Raw genomic sequence first — 22,121 nt, 5'->3', positions numbered from 1 at the left:
CTAGGTTTATTTGGTATGCCCATTTTTAAAGATACCAAATATTTCGAGAGTTTTTTGGTTATATGAACGAAAGTTCATTGTGTTTCCATTCTTAAGTGGATAGGCATGGGGAAATCTCACAAATTGCTTTAATTTAATAGATGAACAAAGTGTAAACTATATTGACGTTCCAGATAGTAACCCAGTTGTCATTGAACTTGATTTTACGAAAAAACCAATACAAATGTTAAATTGTTTTGGAATGTATTTTGGATGGGGAGAGAGCCCAAAGAAAATTAAAATTGAATATGCATTAAGTGCAACTGGAAGTTGGGTTATCGCGTTGGATGTTCCATTAAATGTTGGCGATACAATTATATCGAATATGAAGGCCAGTCAGTTATATAAAGTTAGAATTACATTAAGTGGTTATTCTCAAGATCATAAACGTTTTCGAATTAATCGTATCTTTGCAAGATCTTCTATGGAAAATGGGAGTGCTTGGTTAGCGACGACTGGCGGAAGAATGTTTGGAGATATTGAAATAGAGGCAAGTAAAGGTATAATCATGAAGACTGCTAGTGGAGTGAAATGGAAAGTTACTATTAATGAAGCTGGCCAACTTATTACGACTAAAATAACTTGAGATGGTGTTTAATCGTATATCCTTGGACGAGTTACAACGTAGTGGGATATAGGTAATGAAAAAGAGATTGTAATTTGGTTTCAACCAAACTACAATCTCTTTTTTGTTTCAATTACTTCCACCAAATCCAAGTCCAAAGGTAATTTCGTACATTTCGAGGAGTAATGCGAATGAAGCGTTCACCGTCAAAGAAGCAATTTAAATTTGGAAGTGTTTCATCTGGATTTTCTAGAACAAAGGTGACGATGTTTTCGTTACTTGTAACGGTTACTGTAATTGGTGGGTCGGTAGCGGATTTGAAGTTGTAATGTTTTAATCGTAAGATAAATACTTTCTACCCTAAAATAGCTTCTACGTAAAGAACATCACTACTAGCAGGGATATTTAAAATAACGATAGAACTATTTTGTATATAGATAATGTTGCACCAGCATGGTTTTAATTACTAATTTTACTTGATTTTTAAGTGAATGGTGTCATATCACATACATATAGTTCTGGTCAAAATAGGATATGTATGCGGTAGTTAAAGGGAAAAGTATATAAGCTGATTTAGAAAGAACAATCTAAGAGTCTAGATAAAGAGAGGGAGAATGATTGAATTGGAAATTAGAGTGGAGCGTCTTCGGAAAGAGCAAATAAGCGACATTGCAGCATTATCTTCTTATATTGGTTGGGATTATAACAGAGAAGAAGTTGAAACAATTTTTAACTCAGGTATTGTATACGGCGTATGGAATGAGAGAAAGGAACTTATTGCTAGCGCGGCAATAATATTATATGGGGAGAAATTAGCGTCTATCGGAATGGTGATTGTACATCCAGATTATAAGGGGAGAGGGATTGGAAAGATAATAACGGAAGCGTGCGTTAAAAGCGTATCAGCTCATACTCCAATTATGCTGATTGCTACGGATGAAGGGAAACCTTTATATGAAAAGTTAGGATTTAGGGCAGTAAGTTATGTTTCTAAATACATATGTAACTCATACAATGCGAAAGATTATTGTGTAAGAAATGAAGATTATGTGATGAATTATGAAGAGGGTGATTTAGAAAAAATAATAAAAATAGATGAATATGCGTTTGGAACAAATAGAAAAGAGTTTTTAAAGAAAAGAATTGTGCAAAGTGAGCAGTGTGTCGTTGTAAAGGATACGAAAGAAAATGTAGTAGGATACGGTATAAGTATACAAACGCCAGAAAATAAAATAATAGGACCAGTCGTTGCTAAAAATAATGAGATGGCAATGAGAATAGTACATGATTTAGCAAGAGGGCATAATGGAAAATTAAGAATGGATGTACCAGAAGGAAAGAACGATTTCATGAAAGAATTAGAGATTGCTGGTTTTAAAAAGGTGAATACACCACCAATTATGATGAAAAATAGTAATCGGTTATTAAAAAGAAATAGTGAACTATATAGTATTGCAGCGCAAATTTTTGGATGAAAAAGAACCCTTTTAAATGAAGGATTCTTTTTTGAGCCAATTTAATCACGATATTGGTCATGAGTCGGCTGAAAGAGGTCTTCCTCGATATCTCGCACCATAGAAAAATGATCAACGTTATAATGACCGTGTAAAGTTTTATTGTGATGACCAATAATTTGTTCTGCAGACAATACGTTAGAATCAGTTGTTGAATGACCGTTTTTAATTAATGTAACGTCAAATCCTTGTACAGTTGCTGTCCTAACGGCAGTGTCAATGCAATGTTCTGTTTTACATCCGCCTATAACAATATGATTAATGTTTTCTTCTTTTAAAAGTTCAAGTAAAGAAGTACCGTAGAATGAATTGGTTGCTGCTTTATTAATAAAGATTGCAGACTGGGGTACTTGAATTTGATTATGTACTTCAAATCCTTCGCCACTACCAGAAGCAACATCGATATCTCTTACGAAAACAATAAGAGCATTTGAATCTATTGCTTTCTGGAGGGCTATATTTAGTGTAGATAATAGCTCTGTTTTACGAAAAACTTCATTTTCTTGCTCATTTCCATCAATTAATTCTTGCTGAGCGTCGATAATTAATAGTGCTTGTTTCATCATGTCTCCCCTTTAATATGAAATAAGTTCCACTGTACATATTCCTTCAGATTGTTAGAAAATCCTCCATTGTAAGAGAAGTAGAAGATTGATTTACAAAGTTGTCAAAGAAATTTCATTCTCATAGCGTGTAAAAACATGTATGATAGGAGATGGAGAATTTTTGAGTAGGTGGGAATAACATGCAAACAGTAGAAGATTATCTTTCATTCTTACATACGAAAGGATTTAAATTATCAGAGGAAGCACAAGGGTTTATTATGTTTGGACAAGGATATACTGGTGCGTCTGATGGGATTGTGAACGCAGCAATAGAAGCGACAATTAAACATCAATTGCAGTTTGATGGTAGTTATTTCGTTGCGTTATTAGAACGATTGAAAGAGGAAGAAATTACAGATAAAAAAAGCGCTAAGGCTTTTATGCGGAAGTTACAAGCGTAACTTCACGCAGCCTGCGCTTCTTTTTTTGTTTTGGAAGGTAATTCAACAAAAATCATGCCTAGAAAAATACATAGACATCCGATAATAGCAGAAATAGAAAGTTGTTCATTTGCAACGAGAACGCCTGTTAATGCAGCAAAAACGGGCTCCATTGCGAAAATAATTGCTACTCTCGTTGGAGAAGTGTGTTTTTGTGCCGATGTTTGAATGAAAAAAGCAATAGATGTTGCAAACAGGGCAGTTAGAAAGAGTGCGAATAAAAAGGATTGATTCGTCCATAGTGATACTGAAAATAACTTTTCCCAATCTTCAAACAAGAAAGCGCAAATAGAAGAAAATATACCAACAGCTAATACTTGAGATGTGCTTAATAATAAAGGTGATATTTTTTTAGAAAAGAAGCCGTTAATAAGAATATGGGCAGCGAAAGCGACTGCACAACCAAGAACAAGTATATCTCCTATATTTAATTGGAAAGAATCAGCAGCTGTTAATAAGTACAAACCTGTTGTAGCTACAGCAATACCAAGTACGATGAAAATGGTGGCTTTTTGTTTTAAAAAGATAAAGGATAAGATTGGGACCATAACAATGCTTAGCCCAGTTAAGAAACCTGCTTTTGAAGAAGTTGTATAAAGTAAGCCAAATGTTTGTAATAAATAGCCGACAAATAAGAAGAACCCAACTATTAATCCAGCTAAACTACTATGTTTTAATTCTTGTTTTGAAGTTTTCTGTGAGAAAATAATTTGAACGAATAATAAAATAATTCCAGCGAATAAAAAACGAATACCATTAAACGTAAATGGACCAACGAAAGACATAGCGTTTTGAACGACAACAAACGTAGCTCCCCAAATAAAAGAGACAAATAATAAAGCAAGAGGAGCAATCCACTCTTTTTTCACACTCATACCCCCGTTAATTTTGTAAGATAGCTTTTCTAGCTAATTCATCAGCTACTTTATTTTGACTACTTGGAATCCACTTAATAAAAAAGAGATTGAAGTTTTTTATGTACTGTAGTGCTTCATCTAAAAGAGGTGCAAATATTTTATTTTTTGCGTATTCCTTTTCAACAGCCCGCTCAACAAGCTGCGAATCTGTACGAAAAGAGACAGTGCTATAATTATGCTCAATGCAATATTTTAATGCTAGAAGTAAAGCGCGGTATTCTGCTTCATGATTGGACATTGTTCCAAGTGGTACTGATAATTGTACAGGCGGCTGAACGCCTTTAATAAACACTCCTGCACCAGAAGGACCAGGATTTCCTTTTGATGCACCATCAATATATACTTCAATCAAAATGAGAAACCTCCAAATTATAAGATTATCCCCTACTTAAATATTTTTTGAAGTAGGGGATAGAGTAGTTATCCGATCGTGATGCTGTAACGACATGTAAATGTTTCATTCGCTTGTAAAGATTGAATTCCCTTTTTGTCCTTGAAACCTTTTGCTGGATTTACTTCATCAGCGATTCCATACCAAGGTTCAATACATAAGAAAGGTGCGTTATCCCCTGGTGTCCATATGCCGACAAATGGAAATCCATCAAATTCTACTTTTACAAATTTATTATGTTTATGAGAACGAATTGAAATTTCATTCGTATTCATATGTTCAAAAATAAGTGCATCATTTTTGAATAAATCGTATGTAAGTGGCAATTCAGTCGTATTTTCAGCGATTAATTGCTTTTTGTTTGAAAGATAAGGTCCTTCTAATACGCTTGTTTCTAAGCGTTCCGAACCATTAAACGATAAGTGATAATCTGTAAATGATTCACCGTCCAATAAAGGGAAGTTGAATCCAGGATGTGCGCCGATTGAGAAGAACATTTCTTTAGAAGTAGGATTGTTTACTTCATATGTTACATGAACACTTTGTCCATCTAGCTCATAAGAAACGAGTAATTCGAATTCGTATGGGTATTTTTTTAATGTTTCTTCATTACTAGTAACGATATAAGTGATCTTTGTTTCGCTTTGTTCTTTCACAGAGAAAGTAAGATCACGAGCGAAACCGTGTTGTGTTAATGAATATGGTTTACCGTCTACGTAGTATGTATTATCTACTAATCGACCGACAATTGGGAACAAAATTGGTGCACGGCGTCCCCAATAAGTAGAATCACCTTGCCATAAATATTCTATGTTGTCTTCTTTTAAGCGAACGCTCTGTAATTCTGCACCTTTGTCAGAAATGGAAACGATCACTTTTTCATTTTGAATTGTTGCTGTCATGAAGTGAAACCTCCTAAATCTTTCATATGTTTCATTATACGTTGTCTAAAAGGAAAAAGGTAGTTTATGATAGGAAATCTATTGACGAAAGAGGGGCTACCACGTAAAATATAATCTTGTTGCTAAAAAAAGAATAACGTGGTTCGAAACCATCCCACGTAAAAAAACTAAGGAGATTTTGTCATGAATATTAGAACATTAGTCGGTAATGGTATTTTAGCGGCATTATATATTGCTGTTTCTATGCTTATTCAGCCATTTGGCTTTACGAATGTACAGTTTCGTATTTCAGAGATGTTTAATCATCTCGTTGTATTTAACAAGAAAGCAATTTACGGAATTGTATTAGGTGTATTTTTAACGAATCTCTTTTTCTCACCTATGATCGCTTATGATTTAGTATTTGGAGTAGGCCAATCTATTCTTGCATTAGTTGCAACGATTATTTCTATGCGGTTTATTAAAGGTGTTTGGGCTCGTATGATTTTTAATACAGTTATCTTTACGGTTACAATGTTTATGATTGCAATTGAACTTCATCTTGCATTTGACCTACCATTTATGTGGACTTGGTTAACATGTGCAGCAGGTGAATTCGTAGTAATGGCGATCGGTATGCCTGTAATGTACTGGATTAATAAGCGAGTACAATTTGAAAGATTTATGTAATAGATGAAAGAGCTATTCCTTATATAGGATGGCTCTTTTTGTATGTGATTATATTGAATATAATACTGTGACTCTTGATAAAATATAATAAAATAAAGTGAGGCTTCAATTAGCCGGATAAATAAGAAGTCTTACATAAGGGGAATGTAGTATGAAATATAAAATTCATTGGTTGTATAAAACGAAGCGCGGATTGCAGACGGAATTAACAACAGAGTATATGAACATAGAAGAAGTACTTCAATTTGCAGAGGATTTTGAGAAAACAGGAAGAGTAAAAGAAATTTCATTTTATGATGAAATGGACGCAGAATGGTCATTAAAAGAGATGAAAAAGTTAAGTAAGCAAGTAGAGGAAGAGCCCCAAGAAATACTCGTTTATTTTGATGGGGGGTATGATGTGCAAACGAAAGAAGCTGGCGTTGGTATATGTGTGTATTATAAAAAAGGAAATACAAACTACCGGATTCGCCGCAATGCATATATAGAAGGTATATATGATAATAATGAAGCGGAATATGCATCGTTACTATACGGTATGAATATACTCGAGGAATTAGGGATTAAGTATGAAGCAGTCACACTTCGCGGTGATTCTCAAGTTGTACTGCAGCAATTAGCCGGAGAATGGCCTTGTTATGATGAGCATTTAAACCATTATTTAGATCAAATTGAACAAAAGGCGAAGCAAATGAAATTAAAACTTATATGTGAACCAATATCTAGAAAACAAAATAAAGAAGCACATCAATTAGCTACGCAAGCATTGGAAGGAACAGTTATTGATAGTCATAAAGAAATAACTGAATAGAGAGGTGCAAAGGTGGATAAAAAGCAACTCATTACAGAGGTAAATGACTTATTAGAAACGTATTGTGAAGGATGTTTCTTGCGAGAACATAATCGAAAGACAAATAGTAAATATTATGCCCATTCATTTTGTATACGGCAATGTACAGTTGGAGAAACATTGAAAAAGTATGGAGAACAGTTGTCATGAAAAAACATCCAGAGAAAATTCTCTGGATGTTTTTTAGTGTCTTGCTTCGTTTAGTTGATGCTCACATTTATTTAATTTCTTTTCCTCATTCATTAAAAATGGCTCATCTAAATCAGTTGCAACAGATTTCATAATTTCAAGCTGAGAGCGAGCTGCTTCTACAGCAGTAGTAGCATGCTCTAATGTATCTGGATCCATTGAAATTGTTGCTGATCCTACCATTTTTTGTGCTGTTTCTACACGGAATTTCACTTCTTCAAAATCATTTACTTCTGATCCCATTAATAATTCCTCCTTTGTATAGTGCGCATTTCACATAGTTTTTGCTCTGTAAAACGGAAATATACAAAGGAATAACAAAGGAGGTTACCAAGTAAGGCAACCTCCTGTTATATGTTGGATTAAAGTTTTACTACGTTAGCAGCTTGAGGTCCGCGGTTACCTTCAGTAATGTCGAAAGATACTTCTTGACCTTCTTCTAAAGCTTTGTAGCCGTCTCCTTGAATAGCAGAGAAATGTACGAATACATCGTCAGCGCCTTCCATTTCGATAAATCCAAAACCTTTTTCGTTGTTAAACCATTTTACTTTTCCTTGCATGTTACAATTCCTCCTAAAAGCGTTTACTATTTTCATTTAGTGAAATTCATTTTAAAAAATAATATAAACTAAAAATGCTATATTCTTGAATATTCTGCTAAATGATTAATTTAAATATACACGAATTGGGAGAAATTAGTCAAGTAAGCGATTTTATTTTTTTGTATTTTTAAATAATTTTCCAGTCAAATTTTTAAATAGGTATAGGACAGGCCTTGTACGTAATATTCTTAATTGAATGCTATACATAATGAGGTGAAAGAATGAATAAGTCTTACTTATTAGATAATGAAGGAATGAGAACGAGAACCGACATACCGGATTGGGTTGCAAAAGAATTTGAGATTTTTTCAAATGTTGTGTTAGAACCAACTTTTCCATGTTATTTCGGTTTAACAGCTTTGAAAAAGAATGAACTTCGTTATTCATTTCTTTCTCATAATGATTGGAGTCATTTGCCGCATACAATGTTATCTTTTTTAGAGTTAATGGAAGAGAGACCGATTGTAAGAAGGGGCTTTTTCCTTTTTGTAGAACCGGAATGTGAAGAACAATCACTCGAATATTACCGTGATTCTTTTTGGAAAGTGTTACAGTATTTACATGAAAACGATAATCAAGCATGGCCAAAGCAAATTCCTGAAGACCCAGACCATTATTTATGGGAATTTTCATTTGGTGGTGAGCCAATATTCGCATTTGGAAATGCGCCAGCTTATAAACAACGAAAAACTAGACATTTAGGGAATTCTCTCGTTATTGGGTTTCAGCCACGCACTATTTTTGATGGATTAGAGGGAGATCGTCCTAAAGGAGCGTATTCAAGACAAATGGTCCGTGAGCGAGTTGAAAAGTGGGATCAATTGCCGAAACATCCTAACATTAGTCATTATGGTGACCCAGAGCATCGTGAATGGAAACAATATTTCATAGGAGACGATGTAGAGCCAATAAAAGGGAAATGTCCTTTTCTTCATAGGATAGAAAAGTAAGAGCCATCATCTAGATGGCTCTTTTGTATATTTTGGATAAAAAAGGGTATTTTATTATGAAAGCTAGTCTATTTTTTTAAATTACATCATTAACTAGTAGTAAAGAGAGTAGAAAGGATAGAGCGATGATTGGAGCAATTATACAGCAAATCGTATTAGGTATATCATTAGCTGCGCCAGTAGGGCCGATTAATATTGAAATGTTAAAACGAGGAATTGAACGTGGTTTTTGGCACGCTTGGGTTGTTGGAATTGGTGGAATGACTGCAGATGTTTTATTTATGCTTCTCATTTATTTCGGTTTATCTTCTGTGTTTATGTATACATATGTACAAGCCTTCATGTATTGCACGGGTTTTTTCTTGTTATTTTATTTAGGATTTCAAAGTGTAAAACAAGGAATTTTCGAATCGAATATGGAATATAAAAAAGAAGAGGTAGGTGGCCTTAAGCAATCGTTTATGGCAGGATTTTTAATTGCGATATCCAATCCATTAAATCTTGTTTTTTGGTTTGGTATATACGGAAGTACACTTAGCTCATTACTTACGAAGGTAACGAAACAAGAAGCTTTTTTGTACAGTCTTTGCATTATTGTTGGTATTATTTTATGGAATTTAAATATTGCTTTTTCTGTACATTTTGGAAGAACTTTATTAAAACCAAAAGCGCTTGGCTACATAACAGCCGGAGCAGGTATTATTTTAGTAGGTTACTCTATACATTTTGCATACAAAGCTTTACAGTTGTTCACATAAGATTGAAGGGGAGATTTTTATGTATCGAACCACTATTGACGGAAAAGAAATTATAATTACGTTAGCGCCAAAAATCCGAAAAGAAATTACTGATAGAAATCCACTATATGAAGCGGTATTTCATAATGCTGCAAGATTGTTACAAACAAAGCAACCGACGTTTGCAGTAAATCATGAAATATTTGGGCTCATTATTGGAGAAGTGCAAAGAGGAGAAGTAACAGTGTTTGCAGTGGAACATATTATTCCGAAGCAAAATATATTTGGATCAAACAATTTTTTCTCGGCAATAGAACAACAGGCAAATTTGTAAAGTGAATAGAATAAGAATAGAAAAGAAATAGTCGTAACGATATGTTGCGGCTGTTTTTTTGGAAAAGGGGGAAACAAGATGAAGAAAGTGGGGAAAGAGTTCTTTTTACAACATGATATTGTTATTATGTATAGCATTCTATTTATTTTCATTATTATTTTAAAAATGCAATTTTTTACGTGGTTTGGCATGTTAGCATGTATGTTTGGGATTGTTTTCTATACACTTAATGAATATATGACACATCGTTTTTTATTCCATATAAAGCCACCTAAAAACACATTTCTATTAAAAATGTTAAGAAGATTGCATTATGATCACCACGTATATCCAGATGATTTAAAACTTTTGTTTTTACCTGTATGGTTTAGTATACCTAGTTTTACTATATATTTACTTATAGCATATGGTATTACAAAAAGTGTTACTATTGCACTTTCATTTGGAATCGGAATGATTATTATGCTGCTCGTTTACGAATGGAAACATTATATTGCTCATAGACCGATTCGTCCCGTCACTAAGTTTGGAAGATGGCTAAAAAAACAACATATATTACACCATTATAAAAACGAAAAGTTTTGGTTTGGTGTTTCAAATCCAGTATTCGATTTTATATTTGGAACACTTAAAGACGGAAAAGATGTTGAGTTAAGCGAAACGGCTCGTAATTTAGAAAAGGAAAAAAAGACAAAAGTAGTGCGTTAAGCACTGCTTTTGTCTTAATGAGGATAAATAAGTAAGGTGTCACTTTATTTTGAAAAATTATATTAAAAATTTAGGGGGAATTGCCGAAAAATGTCTATCAAAAAATCTTTGCATGAATGCATGGATTGTCTAAAATGAATATAAGTTTCTGAATATTTATAAAATTTAGTCTTTAGGTATGCAAGGGGGAAGTGTATTTTAAGTAAGAGAGGGGATCGGTTAATGAAACGATACGATACGTCAGCACGTAAGTTGCAAAATGAGGTGAATTATACAGAGGTCGTTCAGTCGGAAGAATTTCAATTGTTATTAAATACGAAAAAGAAGTTTATCATTCCAATGAGTATTTTCTTTTTTAGTTTTTTTATCGCATTACCTATTCTAACATCGTATTCAAAGGTGCTTAATACACCTGCATTTGGAGACGTTACATGGGCGTGGGTATTTGCTTTTTCCCAATTTATTATGACATGGGCACTATGTATGATTTATAGCAAAAAAGCAGAATCATTTGATGAAATCTCCCGAAAAATTTTGCAAGATATGCAAAAAGGGAGGGGCTGAACTTGAATACTACTGCATTTGCACTATTTTTAATTATTGTTCTTGGTACGCTCGTCATAACCTATTTTGCATCGAAAAAAACGAAAAATGCGAGTGAATTTTATACGGCTGGAGGGGGATTAACTGGTTGGCAAAATGGTCTGGCCATTGCTGGAGATTACATGTCTGCTGCTTCATTTCTCGGTATAGCTGGAGCAATCGCATTAACTGGGTTTGATGGATTCTTTTATAGTATCGGTTTTTTAGTTGCTTATTTAGTTGTACTATATCTTGTTGCAGAACCGCTTAGAAATTTAGGAAAGTACACTTTGGCGGATATGATTGCAGCACGCTTTGACGCGAAAAAAGTTCGCGGAGTTGCAGCTCTTAATACGATGACGATTTCTATCTTTTATATGATTGCACAATTAGTTGGCGCGGGTGCACTTATTAAATTATTATTAGGGATTGAATATACGACATCTGTATTAATCGTTGGAACACTTATGACGGTGTATGTTATTTTTGGTGGTATGACAGCAACGAGCTGGGTACAAATTGTAAAGGCTGTATTACTTATGGCCGGTACGTTTATTATTTCTGTTATCGTTTTCGCAAAATTCAACTTCAGCGTGACTGAAATGTTTGCCCAAATGAAAACAGCTACACCATTAAAAGATTCATTTTTAAATCCAGGTGTAAAGTATAAGGATGGCCTTGATACACTTTCTTTAAATTTAGGACTAGTACTTGGTACAGCTGGATTACCACATATACTTGTCCGCTTTTTTACAGTACGTGATGCAAAAACTGCACGTCAATCTGTCGTATATGCGACATGGTTAATTGGTGCATTTTATATTATGACGATTTTCTTAGGATTTGGTGCGGCAGCGTTTGTAGGAAATGAAGCGATTATTAAAGCGAACCCAGCGGGTAATATGGCAGCACCTTTATTAGCCAAAGCGTTAGGTGGAGACTTCTTATTTGCTTTCGTATCAGCAATTGCTTTTGCAACAATTTTGGCTGTAGTGGCAGGTCTCGTATTAACGGCAGCATCAGCATTCGCTCATGATTTTTATAATGAGATTATTCGCAAAGGGAAATCATCGGAAAAAGAGCAAGTATCTATGGCTCGGTATGCATCTATTGGAGTAGCGATATTATCTATCATACTTGCATTATTTGCCCAAACATTAAACGTAGCATTTTTAGTATCATTAGCATTTGCAGTTGCAGCGAGTGCAAATCTACCAGTGATTTTATTTACAATATATTGGAAGCGTTTTAATACAACGGGTGCTATTTCCGGTATGATTGTAGGGCTCGTATCAGCAATTGTTCTCGTAGCGTTGAGTCCGAATGTTTGGAACCCTGTAGCTGGAAAAGCTATTTTTGTTGGGGAAGCGATATTCCCATATACGACACCAGGAATTATTTCAATTCCGCTCGGATTTCTTGCAGCATATTTAGGAACTGTTTTATCTAGTAAGAAAGAAGATGCAGCGAAATTTGATGAAATTCTTGTGAAATCTAATACTGGTCACGGTATTAGTGATGCGTCTTCACATTAAATAAAAGAGGAGCTTTTCGATAGATAAGAAAAGCTCTTTTTTCTTTTGTCATTTTCTTGTAAATATTACTGATTTGTAAGTAGGATTTGTCTTAATTTTGTGGAATGAAAATAGCAGGGAGAAATTTAAGTCATCATGGCACCAGCGCAGCTTTTGTGAAAAATAAGTTGTTATGGAAGGTGGAAGTAATGATGAAAACGAAGCAAACTGATGAATTATTAGCAAAAGATGAGCAATATGTTTGGCACGGAATGCGTCCCTTTAGTCCAAATAGTACAATGGTAGGGGCAAAAGCTGAAGGGTGCTGGGTTGAAGATATACAAGGAAAAAGATATTTAGATGGTATGAGTGGTCTTTGGTGTGTGAATAGTGGATATGGAAGAAAGGAGCTCGCAGAAGCGGCTTATAAGCAATTACAAACATTATCATACTTTCCAATGTCACAATCTCATGAACCAGCTATAAAGCTTGCTGAAAAATTAAATGAGTGGCTTGGGGGAGAGTATGTTATTTTCTTCTCAAATAGTGGTTCAGAAGCGAACGAAACAGCTTTTAAAATAGCAAGACAATACTATGCGCAAAAAGGTGAACCACATCGTTATAAATTTATGTCACGTTATCGTGGGTATCACGGGAATACAATGGCGACAATGGCAGCGACGGGACAAGCGCAGCGTAGATATCAATATGAACCGTTTGCTTCAGGCTTTTTACACGTAACACCACCGGATTGTTACCGTATGCCTGAAATTGAAGGGCAGCATATTTATGATGTAGAATGTGTGAAAGAAGTCGATCGTGTTATGACGTGGGAATTAAGTGAAACAATTGCCGCTTTTATTATGGAACCAATTATTACAGGCGGGGGCATATTAATGCCACCACAAGACTATATGAAAGCTGTTCATGAAACGTGTCAAAAACACGGTGCCTTGCTTATTAGTGATGAAGTAATTTGCGGTTTCGGACGTACAGGAAAAGCATTTGGATTTATGAATTATGATGTGAAGCCAGATATTATTACGATGGCAAAAGGGATTACGAGCGCATATTTACCATTATCTGCAACAGCTGTGAAAAAAGAAATATATGAAGCATTTAAAGGGAAGGGAGAGTATGAATTCTTCCGACATATTAATACATTTGGTGGAAATCCAGCAGCTTGTGCATTAGCCCTTAAAAACTTAGAGATTATGGAAAATGAAAATTTAATTGAGCGATCTGCGCAAATGGGTTCTCTTTTATTAGAGCAACTAAAAGATGAAATTGGGGAACATCCGCTTGTTGGGGATATTAGAGGAAAAGGTCTATTAGTTGGAATTGAATTAGTAAATGATAAAGAGACGAAAGAGCCAATTGATAACGACAAAATCGCAAGTGTCGTAAATGCTTGTAAAGAAAAAGGGCTTATTATAGGACGAAACGGTATGACGACAGCAGGATATAATAACGTCTTAACATTAGCACCGCCGCTTATTATTTCAAGTGAAGAAATTGCCTTTGTTGTTGGAACGTTGAAGACGGCGATGGAACGTATTTAATAAATAGAGAGAGGAGCGAGCTTTAATATAAGGCTCGCTTTTGTTTAGTAGAGGGGACTTTTAATGGATAAATATGATCCGAACAAACATTATCACATCGGATATTATGAAGACGGATATGATTTAGAAGTGACGGCGTACAAAAGAATAAATGAACCAGTTTGGGATGCTTATCTTCCGCACTATGAGGTAGACGATTTTTATAAGAAAGTGGAGGAAATGAAACTGGGTGAATATATAGATGATTATGGTATTAAGGTGTATTCATTTAGTAATGATATCAATGATGAAGAAGCACGAACTATTTTTGAAAAATGGTTAAAAAAGAACGAGATTGTTTAAAGATAAAACAAAAAGGAGATTGCTATCTTATAAAATAGCAATCTCCTTTTATTATAGTAAACTTATTTACTTGCTTTCATTGCTTTATCTTTTGCACCAAAAGTGTATTTTAACATTGGTGGTGTAATCATTGTAGTTAAAATAACGACAATAACGATTGCTGTAAAGTAATCTTGTGCCAATAGACCTGAAGAAAGTCCTGTTCCTGCAATGATAAGTGCAACTTCACCACGAGAAACCATACCAGAACCGATAATTGCAGAAGACTTAGCATCAAATCCAGTCATGCGTGCACCAACACCACAACCAATTAGTTTCGTTAATACAGCGATTACTGTTAATGCTAAGATGAACCAAATTTGATTGCCAATACCGTCAAATGTAATATTCATACCGATACTAACGAAGAATACCGGAACGAACATAGCGTAAGCAATTGGTTCTACTTTCTTTTCTACTTCATGTTTGTAGTTTGTTTGAGAAATTGCAATACCAGCAGCGAAAGCACCGATAATACCAGCAATTCCTAATAGTTCGCCGAAATATGCGAATGAGAAACAGATGATAAGAGCTGCGCTCACGATAGACTCAGATACGCGCAGTGGTGACAACCAACGCATAATTGCTGGAACACCTTTCCATCCAATTAAAATAATAGAAGCGAAGAATACTACTTTCTTCAAGATAACCATTGTTAAGTTAACATCATCAGTGCCTAAGAAGCTCATTGCGAATGCTAATAAAATAACAACAAGAATATCATCAAATACAGCGGCTCCAAGCATCGTCGTACTTTCACGTGTTTTCATTTTACCTAAATCACGAAGTGTTTGTACGGAAATACTAACACTTGTCGCACATAGAAGTAATCCTAAGAATACAGCGTTTCCTTGTTCCATTCCCATAACAAGGCCGGAAACGTAACCACCTACGAATGGAAGAATAATACCTCCGAGTGCCACTGCTAAAGAAGAATTACGATTGGCGTTTAATTCTTCTAAGTCTGTTTCAAGTCCAGCCATAAACATTAGAAGAATAACCCCGACATTACTTAATTGAGTTAGAAGCTCTGAATTTTCAATCCAACCTAATACAGCTGGACCGATAACGATACCGACAATTAATTTACCTAGTACAGAAGGTTGACCTAATCTAACACTAAGATCACCAGCAAGCTTTGTACTTAATAAAATAAGTGCAATTTGAAAGAAAAATTCGAATTCCATCTGATCCTCTCCTCATCATTTTTAGTTTTATCATACGATTTCTCGGAATTTGCCTAATGAAAATATGTAAAACCCATTAAACAAAAGGTTCAAATTACGAGTTCTTTTGAACTTGTAATTTGAACCTGTAATTAATATATAATATATTTTGCAAAAAATCAATGAAAAAATGGGAGCTTTTTTAGAGAGAGACGGTGTTATTAGAGATATACATATAAGAATAGTGTGTGAATTTTTATATGTATGAAATAGTATGAAGTCCTTTTCATTACAAATAATAAAGCCTAAATGCTATTTCACGAATTATAAATGTGAAAAGGAGGTTTTATCATTTGAATTCATTAAAAAATAACTTGTCTATTGTTGCTTTAGGTGGAGTAAATGAAATAGGAAAAAATATGTATGCTATCCAATATGAAAATGATATTGTCGTCATTGATTGTGGATCTAAATTTCCAGATGAAAGTTTATTAGGGATTGATTTAATAATTCCAGACGTCACATATTTGCAAGAAAATAAAGAAAAAATTCGCGGTTTAGTAGTAACGCACGGGCATGAGGACCATATTGGCGGAATACCATATTTTTTAAAACAACTAAATGTACCAATCTATGCAACAAAGTTAACGTTAGGTTTAATTGAAATTAAATTAAAGGAACACAATCTTCAAAATGATACGGAATTAATCGTTATTCATTCAGAATCAGAAATTGATTGTGGTTCTATTAAGGCAACCTTTTTTAAAACGAACCACAGTATTCCGGATTGTCTCGGTATTGTTTTTCATACACCAGAAGGTACTGTAGTACATACAGGTGATTTTAAATTTGATTTAACACCAGTAAATAATCAACATCCTGATATTCATAAAATGGCTAAAATAGGAAGTGAAGGTGTACTAGCTTTATTATCTGAAAGCACAAATGCAGAACGCCCAGGTTTTACTCCATCAGAAAGGTCAGTAGGAGAACGGGTAGAGGAAATATTTATGAAAGCAAATAGAAAAGTAATTATTTCTACATTTGCTTCTAATGTGAATCGTGTTCAGCAAATAGTTGAAGCTTGCATAAAAACAAATCGAAAATTGGCTTTGCTCGGGAGAAGTATGGTAAATGTAGTAGAAGTTGCTCTAGAGAAAGGTTATTTACATATTCCAGAAGGTATGTTAATTGAAGCAAATGAGGTAAATCGTTTAGATCCAAAGCAGGTTGTATTACTTTGTACAGGAAGTCAAGGAGAACCAATGGCAGCTTTAGCGCGTTTAGCTAGTGGAAACTATAGACAAGTGGATATTTTACCAGAAGATACGGTTATTATAGCCGCGACACCTATCCCAGGAAATGAACGTAACGTTTCTCGAATTATCGATAATTTATTTGCATTAGGAGCAAAGGTGATTTACGGATCAGGTAGTTCTACTGGAGTGCATGTATCCGGTCATGCATATCAAGAAGAGTTGAAGTTAATGCTTACATTAATGAAGCCAAAATATTTTATTCCAATTCATGGAGAGTTTAGAATGCTACATCACCATAGTTTGTTAGCAGAATCAATTGGTATTGAAAAGGAAAATATCTTTATCGTACGTAATGGAGATGTTGTAGATATAAGTAATGAAGTGGCAATTCAATCTAGAAGAATACAGGCAGGAAATATATATGTAGATGGATTAGGAATTGGAGATGTTGGAAATGCATTATTACGTGATCGTAAACAACTTTCAGAAGATGGAATGCTCGTTATAGTTATTACTTTTAATAAAGTGGATGGAGAAATAATTTCAGGTCCTGATATTATTTCTCGTGGATTTGTCTATGTTCGTGATTCAGAAGAATTTTTAAGAGAATTAAATAAATTAGCTGTTATTACAATTAATAATTTAAAGAAAGAGAATGTGAATAGCTGGGGTATTTTGAAAAGGGAGGTAAGAGAAGCGTTAGGGAAGTATATATATACAAATACAAAACGAAAGCCGATGATTCTTCCTATAATAATAGAGGTTTAATAGTAAAAAAAGAATTCTCGTATGGGAATTCTTTTTTGTTTTGAAGACAAAATGAACATATAATGAAATAAATAGAAATGGAAGGAAATAAAAGATGTTATTAAATAAACGTTTTACAATTGGAGAAATGGCAAAAATGCATAATATCGCAGAATCTACATTAAGGTATTATGATGAAAAAGGAATTTTTCATCCGTCCATTGTTGATCCTCAAACGAATTATCGTTATTATACAATTGATCAATTTTCACTATTAGATACGATTAAGTTTTTACGCCAATTAAACATTCCATTAAAGGAAATTAAAAAATATATTGATGAAAGAAATCCAGCATACGCACTCAATTTACTGGAAAAACAACAAGAGATGATGCTGAAGAAACAAAGAGAAATTGAGTATGCTTTGGCGAAAATGGAGCATAGAATTCATTTAATTAAGGAAGCAACAAAAGCAAAAGCTGAACAAATGGTAATAAAAGAGATCCCGCAGCGAAAAATAACAGCTATTGCGGTTGCCCCGAATACGACGGATGATATGTTTGAGTACTACATTCATTCGTTGCAAAAAAATATGAGGCAAATGGATGATAGCTTATTTTCTGGAGATATTGGTGTAACTGTTGCGAAAAAAGGGTTAATGCAAAATGAGTTTCAAGCATATAGCAGTGTATTTATTCTTTTGGATTATATGCCTTTTGAAGTACAGAGTTCAGATGAAATTAAAGAAGGTATGTTTGCCTGTGTATATCATCATGGGCCATATGAAGAAACTGATGAAACATATAAGAAGCTAATGAAATATATTGATCAAGAAGGATACGAAATAAGTGGAGATGCAATTGAGATTGCATTAATTGATTGGTCTGTAACAGACGATCCTGAGGAGCAAGTAACAGAAATTCAAATTCCTATAATGAAAAAACAAAGCAATAAGTTATAGGACTCGTATAATTACAAATGAGCATCAAACGCGATAATTAAGTCACCTATTTTTTAATTCTCTATTGACCTTAAAGTTACTTGAAGGTTTAAACTAAGAAAAGAGAGTTGAAAAAAAGGAGCATATTAGAGTATGGAAGCAACAGAAAAATTAAGAGAAAAACCAATTAAAAGCTTATTTATTTCTTATTTAATACCAGCAGTTCTTGGAATGGTATTAATGTCAGTGAATATTGTAATTGACGCGGTTATGATTAGTAGAGGAGTTGGGGCGAACGGTTTAGCAGGAGTGAACGTGGCTATTCCAGCCTTTTCGATTTTCTTCTCTATTTCATTATGGATCGGAATGGGCGGGGCAACGTTATACTCCATTGCATTAGGTGAAAATAAACGAGAAAGAGCAAGGTCTATTTTTACTCAATCAATGACGGTAGCAGTTGTTATCGTAGGGATTTTAGCAGCGATTTGCTTATGGAGAATAGAAGATTTAGCATACTTATTTGGTGCAAACGAAGTGATTCTACCATATGCGTTAGACTATTTACACGTATTATTAACATTTGGAATGATATACGTTTTAGAAAATATTTTAAGTACATTTATACGAAATGATGGAAATCCTAATTTAGCAATGGCTGGTCTTGTTGTAACGGCTGTATTAAATATAGTGTTTGACTATATCTTTATTTTTATCTTTGGATGGGGCGTAACAGGTGCTGCCTCAGCGACTATTCTTTCGGCAGCGATTGGTTTCCTTGTATTATTAACCCATTTCTTTAGAAAAAGTAGTATTTTAAAGTGGACGAAATTTCATTTTGAATGGGATACTGTCAAACAAATTATGGTGATTGGTTTCCCAAGTTTTACAGCAGAAAGTACGGTTGCAATCGTAACGATTGGTTTTAATATCGCATTTGTCCAATATGCAGGAGAAGTAGGAGTAGCTTCCTATGCGATGGTGAATAGTATTCATGCAATGACATTACTATTATTCTTTGGTGTTGGAGCAGCATTACAGCCAATTGCTAGTTTCCATTACGGGGCAAATTTATCAGAGAGACTTCGTGAAGGATTGAAGTTTGCTGTGAAAATTGCAGTTGTCCTTGGAGGCGTTGCGATAATTGTCGGATTATTCTTCGGGAAATATATCATTGGTTTATTTGATGTTCAATCTCCAGAATTATTGGAGTTAACCTTAACAGGTATTAGTTTATTCTTTATCCAATACGTATTTTTAGGTTATAACATTGTGTATGGAGAGTACTTCCAATCAGTGCGACAAACGAAGAAATCAGTACTTATTATAATGAGCCGAGGATTACTATTTATTATTCCATTGTTATGGATTATGCCGAAACTATTTGGTATAAATGGAATTTGGCTCGTTATGCCAGTTGCAGAAGTAATGACAGCGATTATCGTATTTACGATGAATCGTATGAAACATCCTGTTCCATTAAATATGGCAGGAGAGAAAGAAGCGATATGATAAAAAATCCCCTTAAGCAATTAAGGGGATTTTCTTATTCCTTTAAACTAATAGCAAAAGATCCATCCGTTTCTTGAACAGAAGCAAAGGCAACGTTTTTAATATTTGTAATTCCTTTTTCTTTTAATTCTTTATATAACCATTTTTCATCTTTATGTATTAACTTTAAGTTATCATATTGAATTTGTGAATCGACGATAAGTGCAATTGGTAATCCAGCATACTTAACATCTATGTTTAAATCTTTTGGAGTTAATGGTACAAGTTCTCTTTTTGGTAAAATACTAATAGCGCCGTTCGCTTCTAAAATAGCGTATTCAATTTCATGAACACTTGGATATCCTGCAACGCGAAGATTAGAAAGCAGTTCTGCAATGGGGTATCTACTTTTTTGTAAGTTCTCAAAAATAATATCACCATGTTTAATTAAAATGATAGGGTGTCCGAGAATAAAACGATTTAGTTTGTTGAATAGGCTTAATTTTGTAAGGAGTAAATGTAAACATGTGATAACAACCATACCGAGAAATGCTTGTAAAGCACCAGAGACGGGTATGGCCTGGAAAGCTAAATAAGATAAAAAAATTATAGCCCCAAAATCATGAGGAGTTAGTTGCGCTAACGCGGATTTACCGAGTAACTTAAGCGATAGCAAAAATAAGATGAAAAAGAACGACACGTTACATAAAAAGAGAAGCAATAGAGACACTCCTTCGTGTAAAGTTGTACTTACTATTCCCGAAAGTAATATAAATATTACTTTTCAGAAGATAAATTAGGGTTTATTGGAATTTGTCTGTATACAAACAAATAAATGGATATTATCATGAAGGAAGTAAAAGAAAATAGGAGTATATGAATATGAGAAAGAAGAAAATAATGAAGGGCATTTTAGTTGTTATAATGATTTGCGCCGTGTATGCGGGGTTTTTACAATATCACATTTATAAGCATGGGCATATGAATGCAACATACGATGCTGATTACATAATTGTACTAGGATCGAAAGTAAATGGGACGAAACCATCTTATTCATTGCAATATCGTATTGATAAAGCAGCTGAATATTTAAAATCACATGAGAAAACAATCGCTATCGTATCTGGAGGACAAGGAAAAGGCGAAGACATTTCAGAAGCATTAGCAATGAAACAAGGACTAATAAAACAAAATATCGCAGAAGACCGCATTATAATGGAGGACAAATCTACGAGTACAGATGAGAATATTACATTCTCAAAACCGTTAATTCCAGCCGATATGAAAAAAGGTATGATCGTAACAAACGATTTTCACATGTTTAGAGCGAAAAAAATAGCGGCCAAACAAGGTTTACAATTAGAAGGTCTTCCGGCAAAAACACCGAAACCAATCATCATTCCATCGAATGTACGAGAATATTTAGCAATTACACAGTATTGGTTTATGAATCGAATATAGTGAAAGTGATCCCGTCTGAAACTCAGGCGGGATTTAGTTTGAGGAAAATCTTACAAATATGTCACGTTCGTGAAAGGTAAAGCGATAGTTTCTAGAATGATTTCCTGACATAATGAAGGTAACAAAAACTATTTAGAGGTGAATCGGATGAAAGGAAATAATATTTTATCTTCGTTATGTTACTTTAGTATCTTTTTTGCACCATTTTTACTACCAATTATCGTGTACTTTGTTGCAGAAGATGAAGTGAAGTATCACGCGAAAAAAGCATTTTGGTCACATGTTTTCCCATACGCAATCTTATTTGGAGGACTAGCAGTATCAGGCATGTACGGTTTAGGTTTCAATCAATCTGACGGTGCTGGAATTGGAATGGCTATCACATATGCAGTGTTCATTCTTGTAGGAATTTACTACTTCATTTGGAATATCGTAAAAGGTATTAAAGTTTTGAAAACGGCGTAATAAGATAATTATAATTTCATTTACCGTATCGATAAACGTTTTAAAAAAGGGCAATTCAAAAAGAATTGCTCTTTTTGTGCTTATAAGTTGTGAAAATTGAAAAAGATATGTTAATTTTTCATTATGAAGAGAAAAAGGAGTGAT

26 protein-coding genes, 2 pseudogenes and 1 riboswitch are annotated in these 22,121 nt (G+C 34.1%); of the genes and pseudogenes, 19 read left to right on the top strand and 9 right to left on the bottom strand.

Annotated features, from left to right (window positions below; translation table 11 throughout):
- Positions 1-109: 109 nt before the first annotated feature.
- A pseudogene (locus ACS2CR_RS16020) lies at positions 110-625 on the top strand (hypothetical protein); the annotation flags it as partial.
- 112 nt (positions 626-737) lie between these two features.
- Here the strand turns inward: ACS2CR_RS16020 and ACS2CR_RS16015 are convergent.
- Positions 738-920: pseudogene (locus tag ACS2CR_RS16015) on the bottom strand (hypothetical protein); the annotation flags it as partial.
- 298 nt (positions 921-1,218) lie between these two features.
- On the opposite strand from ACS2CR_RS16015, the gene ACS2CR_RS16010 reads away from it, so the two are divergent.
- Positions 1,219-2,079: a GNAT family N-acetyltransferase gene (locus ACS2CR_RS16010; protein WP_053514222.1), complete on the top strand. Its 861-nt coding sequence runs from the start codon at positions 1,219-1,221 to the stop codon at positions 2,077-2,079.
- Between the two features lie 41 nt (positions 2,080-2,120).
- On the opposite strand, the gene ACS2CR_RS16005 is transcribed toward ACS2CR_RS16010, so the two are convergent.
- On the bottom strand, positions 2,121-2,681 hold the full coding sequence (locus ACS2CR_RS16005; RefSeq protein ID WP_000806320.1) for a cysteine hydrolase family protein: 561 nt from the start codon (positions 2,679-2,681) through the stop codon (positions 2,121-2,123).
- A gap of 182 nt (positions 2,682-2,863) precedes the next feature.
- Here ACS2CR_RS16005 and ACS2CR_RS16000 point away from each other — a divergent pair, with 182 nt between their 5' ends.
- Positions 2,864-3,124 (top strand): DUF6123 family protein, encoded by a 261-nt coding sequence (locus ACS2CR_RS16000; protein ID WP_001195212.1) that lies wholly within the window; start codon positions 2,864-2,866, stop codon positions 3,122-3,124.
- Between the two features lie 2 nt (positions 3,125-3,126).
- Here ACS2CR_RS16000 and ACS2CR_RS15995 read toward each other — a convergent pair whose 3' ends face one another.
- The 3 genes from ACS2CR_RS15995 to ACS2CR_RS15985 all read right to left on the bottom strand — a co-directional run bounded on the left by ACS2CR_RS15995 (position 3,127) and on the right by ACS2CR_RS15985 (position 5,373).
- Positions 3,127-4,032 carry a DMT family transporter gene (locus tag ACS2CR_RS15995; protein WP_000712602.1) on the bottom strand — a complete coding sequence of 302 codons (906 nt, stop codon included), beginning with the start codon at positions 4,030-4,032 and terminating at the stop codon, positions 3,127-3,129.
- Positions 4,033-4,045: 13 nt separating this feature from the next.
- Positions 4,046-4,432: a reverse transcriptase-like protein gene (locus ACS2CR_RS15990; protein ID WP_000573881.1), complete on the bottom strand. Its 387-nt coding sequence runs from the start codon at positions 4,430-4,432 to the stop codon at positions 4,046-4,048.
- A 68-nt stretch (positions 4,433-4,500) separates the two neighbouring features.
- Entirely contained in the window at positions 4,501-5,373 is an 873-nt protein-coding gene (locus ACS2CR_RS15985; protein WP_021728656.1) for an aldose 1-epimerase family protein, read from the bottom strand.
- Positions 5,374-5,505: 132 nt separating this feature from the next.
- Positions 5,506-5,550, top strand: a riboswitch (PreQ1 riboswitch).
- A 6-nt stretch (positions 5,551-5,556) separates the two neighbouring features.
- On the opposite strand from ACS2CR_RS15985, the gene ACS2CR_RS15980 reads away from it, so the two are divergent.
- From ACS2CR_RS15980 to ACS2CR_RS15970, 3 genes are all read left to right on the top strand, one after another.
- Entirely contained in the window at positions 5,557-6,042 is a 486-nt protein-coding gene (locus tag ACS2CR_RS15980) for a QueT transporter family protein (protein ID WP_001026477.1), read from the top strand.
- A 151-nt stretch (positions 6,043-6,193) separates the two neighbouring features.
- Positions 6,194-6,853, top strand: coding sequence for a ribonuclease H family protein (locus ACS2CR_RS15975; protein WP_000875556.1), 660 nt, complete (start codon positions 6,194-6,196; stop codon positions 6,851-6,853).
- A 12-nt stretch (positions 6,854-6,865) separates the two neighbouring features.
- Positions 6,866-7,042, top strand: coding sequence for a zinc-finger domain-containing protein (locus ACS2CR_RS15970; RefSeq protein WP_000358801.1), 177 nt, complete (start codon positions 6,866-6,868; stop codon positions 7,040-7,042).
- Between the two features lie 33 nt (positions 7,043-7,075).
- On the opposite strand, the gene ACS2CR_RS15965 is transcribed toward ACS2CR_RS15970, so the two are convergent.
- Together ACS2CR_RS15965 and cspB are read right to left on the bottom strand one after the other, a co-directional pair.
- Positions 7,076-7,324, bottom strand: coding sequence for a DUF2564 family protein (locus tag ACS2CR_RS15965; protein WP_000534392.1), 249 nt, complete (start codon positions 7,322-7,324; stop codon positions 7,076-7,078).
- 119 nt (positions 7,325-7,443) lie between these two features.
- The gene (gene cspB / locus ACS2CR_RS15960; protein ID WP_001161731.1) at positions 7,444-7,641 is read right to left on the bottom strand and encodes a cold shock-like protein CspB; all 198 of its coding nucleotides are present in this window, start codon (positions 7,639-7,641) and stop codon (positions 7,444-7,446) included.
- A gap of 263 nt (positions 7,642-7,904) precedes the next feature.
- Between cspB and ACS2CR_RS15955 the strand changes: the two genes are divergently transcribed.
- The 8 genes from ACS2CR_RS15955 to ACS2CR_RS15920 all read left to right on the top strand — a co-directional run bounded on the left by ACS2CR_RS15955 (position 7,905) and on the right by ACS2CR_RS15920 (position 14,412).
- Positions 7,905-8,633 (top strand): YqcI/YcgG family protein, encoded by a 729-nt coding sequence (locus ACS2CR_RS15955; RefSeq protein WP_153602570.1) that lies wholly within the window; start codon positions 7,905-7,907, stop codon positions 8,631-8,633.
- A 125-nt stretch (positions 8,634-8,758) separates the two neighbouring features.
- The gene (locus tag ACS2CR_RS15950; protein WP_000578569.1) at positions 8,759-9,391 is read left to right on the top strand and encodes a LysE family transporter; all 633 of its coding nucleotides are present in this window, start codon (positions 8,759-8,761) and stop codon (positions 9,389-9,391) included.
- 19 nt (positions 9,392-9,410) lie between these two features.
- Positions 9,411-9,704: a hypothetical protein gene (locus tag ACS2CR_RS15945; RefSeq protein ID WP_000286362.1), complete on the top strand. Its 294-nt coding sequence runs from the start codon at positions 9,411-9,413 to the stop codon at positions 9,702-9,704.
- Between the two features lie 78 nt (positions 9,705-9,782).
- Positions 9,783-10,412, top strand: a complete 630-nt coding sequence (locus ACS2CR_RS15940) for a sterol desaturase family protein (protein WP_000755396.1) — start codon at positions 9,783-9,785, stop codon at positions 10,410-10,412.
- A 222-nt stretch (positions 10,413-10,634) separates the two neighbouring features.
- Entirely contained in the window at positions 10,635-10,976 is a 342-nt protein-coding gene (locus ACS2CR_RS15935) for a DUF485 domain-containing protein (protein ID WP_053514221.1), read from the top strand.
- 2 nt (positions 10,977-10,978) lie between these two features.
- Complete coding sequence (locus ACS2CR_RS15930) at positions 10,979-12,529, top strand: solute symporter family protein (protein WP_001098233.1); 1,551 nt, start codon at positions 10,979-10,981, stop codon at positions 12,527-12,529.
- 191 nt (positions 12,530-12,720) lie between these two features.
- On the top strand, positions 12,721-14,070 hold the full coding sequence (locus tag ACS2CR_RS15925) for an aspartate aminotransferase family protein (protein ID WP_000850959.1): 1,350 nt from the start codon (positions 12,721-12,723) through the stop codon (positions 14,068-14,070).
- Between the two features lie 63 nt (positions 14,071-14,133).
- Positions 14,134-14,412, top strand: coding sequence for a DUF3986 family protein (locus ACS2CR_RS15920; RefSeq protein WP_021728660.1), 279 nt, complete (start codon positions 14,134-14,136; stop codon positions 14,410-14,412).
- Between the two features lie 62 nt (positions 14,413-14,474).
- Here ACS2CR_RS15920 and ACS2CR_RS15915 read toward each other — a convergent pair whose 3' ends face one another.
- Positions 14,475-15,638, bottom strand: a complete 1,164-nt coding sequence (locus tag ACS2CR_RS15915) for a cation:proton antiporter (protein WP_000393905.1) — start codon at positions 15,636-15,638, stop codon at positions 14,475-14,477.
- A gap of 332 nt (positions 15,639-15,970) precedes the next feature.
- Between ACS2CR_RS15915 and ACS2CR_RS15910 the strand changes: the two genes are divergently transcribed.
- The 3 genes from ACS2CR_RS15910 to ACS2CR_RS15900 all read left to right on the top strand — a co-directional run bounded on the left by ACS2CR_RS15910 (position 15,971) and on the right by ACS2CR_RS15900 (position 20,072).
- Positions 15,971-17,644, top strand: coding sequence for a ribonuclease J (locus tag ACS2CR_RS15910; RefSeq protein WP_053514220.1), 1,674 nt, complete (start codon positions 15,971-15,973; stop codon positions 17,642-17,644).
- Between the two features lie 94 nt (positions 17,645-17,738).
- On the top strand, positions 17,739-18,584 hold the full coding sequence (locus ACS2CR_RS15905; protein WP_053514219.1) for a MerR family transcriptional regulator: 846 nt from the start codon (positions 17,739-17,741) through the stop codon (positions 18,582-18,584).
- Between the two features lie 132 nt (positions 18,585-18,716).
- Positions 18,717-20,072: an MATE family efflux transporter gene (locus ACS2CR_RS15900; protein WP_000388390.1), complete on the top strand. Its 1,356-nt coding sequence runs from the start codon at positions 18,717-18,719 to the stop codon at positions 20,070-20,072.
- 34 nt (positions 20,073-20,106) lie between these two features.
- Here the strand turns inward: ACS2CR_RS15900 and ACS2CR_RS15895 are convergent, their stop codons facing one another.
- Positions 20,107-20,772 (bottom strand): DUF421 domain-containing protein, encoded by a 666-nt coding sequence (locus tag ACS2CR_RS15895; protein ID WP_000923922.1) that lies wholly within the window; start codon positions 20,770-20,772, stop codon positions 20,107-20,109.
- 161 nt (positions 20,773-20,933) lie between these two features.
- On the opposite strand from ACS2CR_RS15895, the gene ACS2CR_RS15890 reads away from it, so the two are divergent.
- Both ACS2CR_RS15890 and ACS2CR_RS15885 read left to right on the top strand, forming a co-directional pair.
- Positions 20,934-21,512 carry a YdcF family protein gene (locus ACS2CR_RS15890; RefSeq protein ID WP_001227676.1) on the top strand — a complete coding sequence of 193 codons (579 nt, stop codon included), beginning with the start codon at positions 20,934-20,936 and terminating at the stop codon, positions 21,510-21,512.
- Between the two features lie 147 nt (positions 21,513-21,659).
- Positions 21,660-21,977: a DUF4870 domain-containing protein gene (locus tag ACS2CR_RS15885; RefSeq protein WP_000678055.1), complete on the top strand. Its 318-nt coding sequence runs from the start codon at positions 21,660-21,662 to the stop codon at positions 21,975-21,977.
- Positions 21,978-22,121 lie beyond the last annotated feature (144 nt).

Source organism: Bacillus cereus group sp. BceL291, from assembly GCF_051776705.1.
Classification (GTDB): Bacteria; Bacillota; Bacilli; order Bacillales; family Bacillaceae_G; genus Bacillus_A; species Bacillus_A cereus.
The sequence above is the reverse complement of the archived record's forward strand: the minus strand, read 5'-3'. Positions and strand labels throughout refer to the sequence as shown.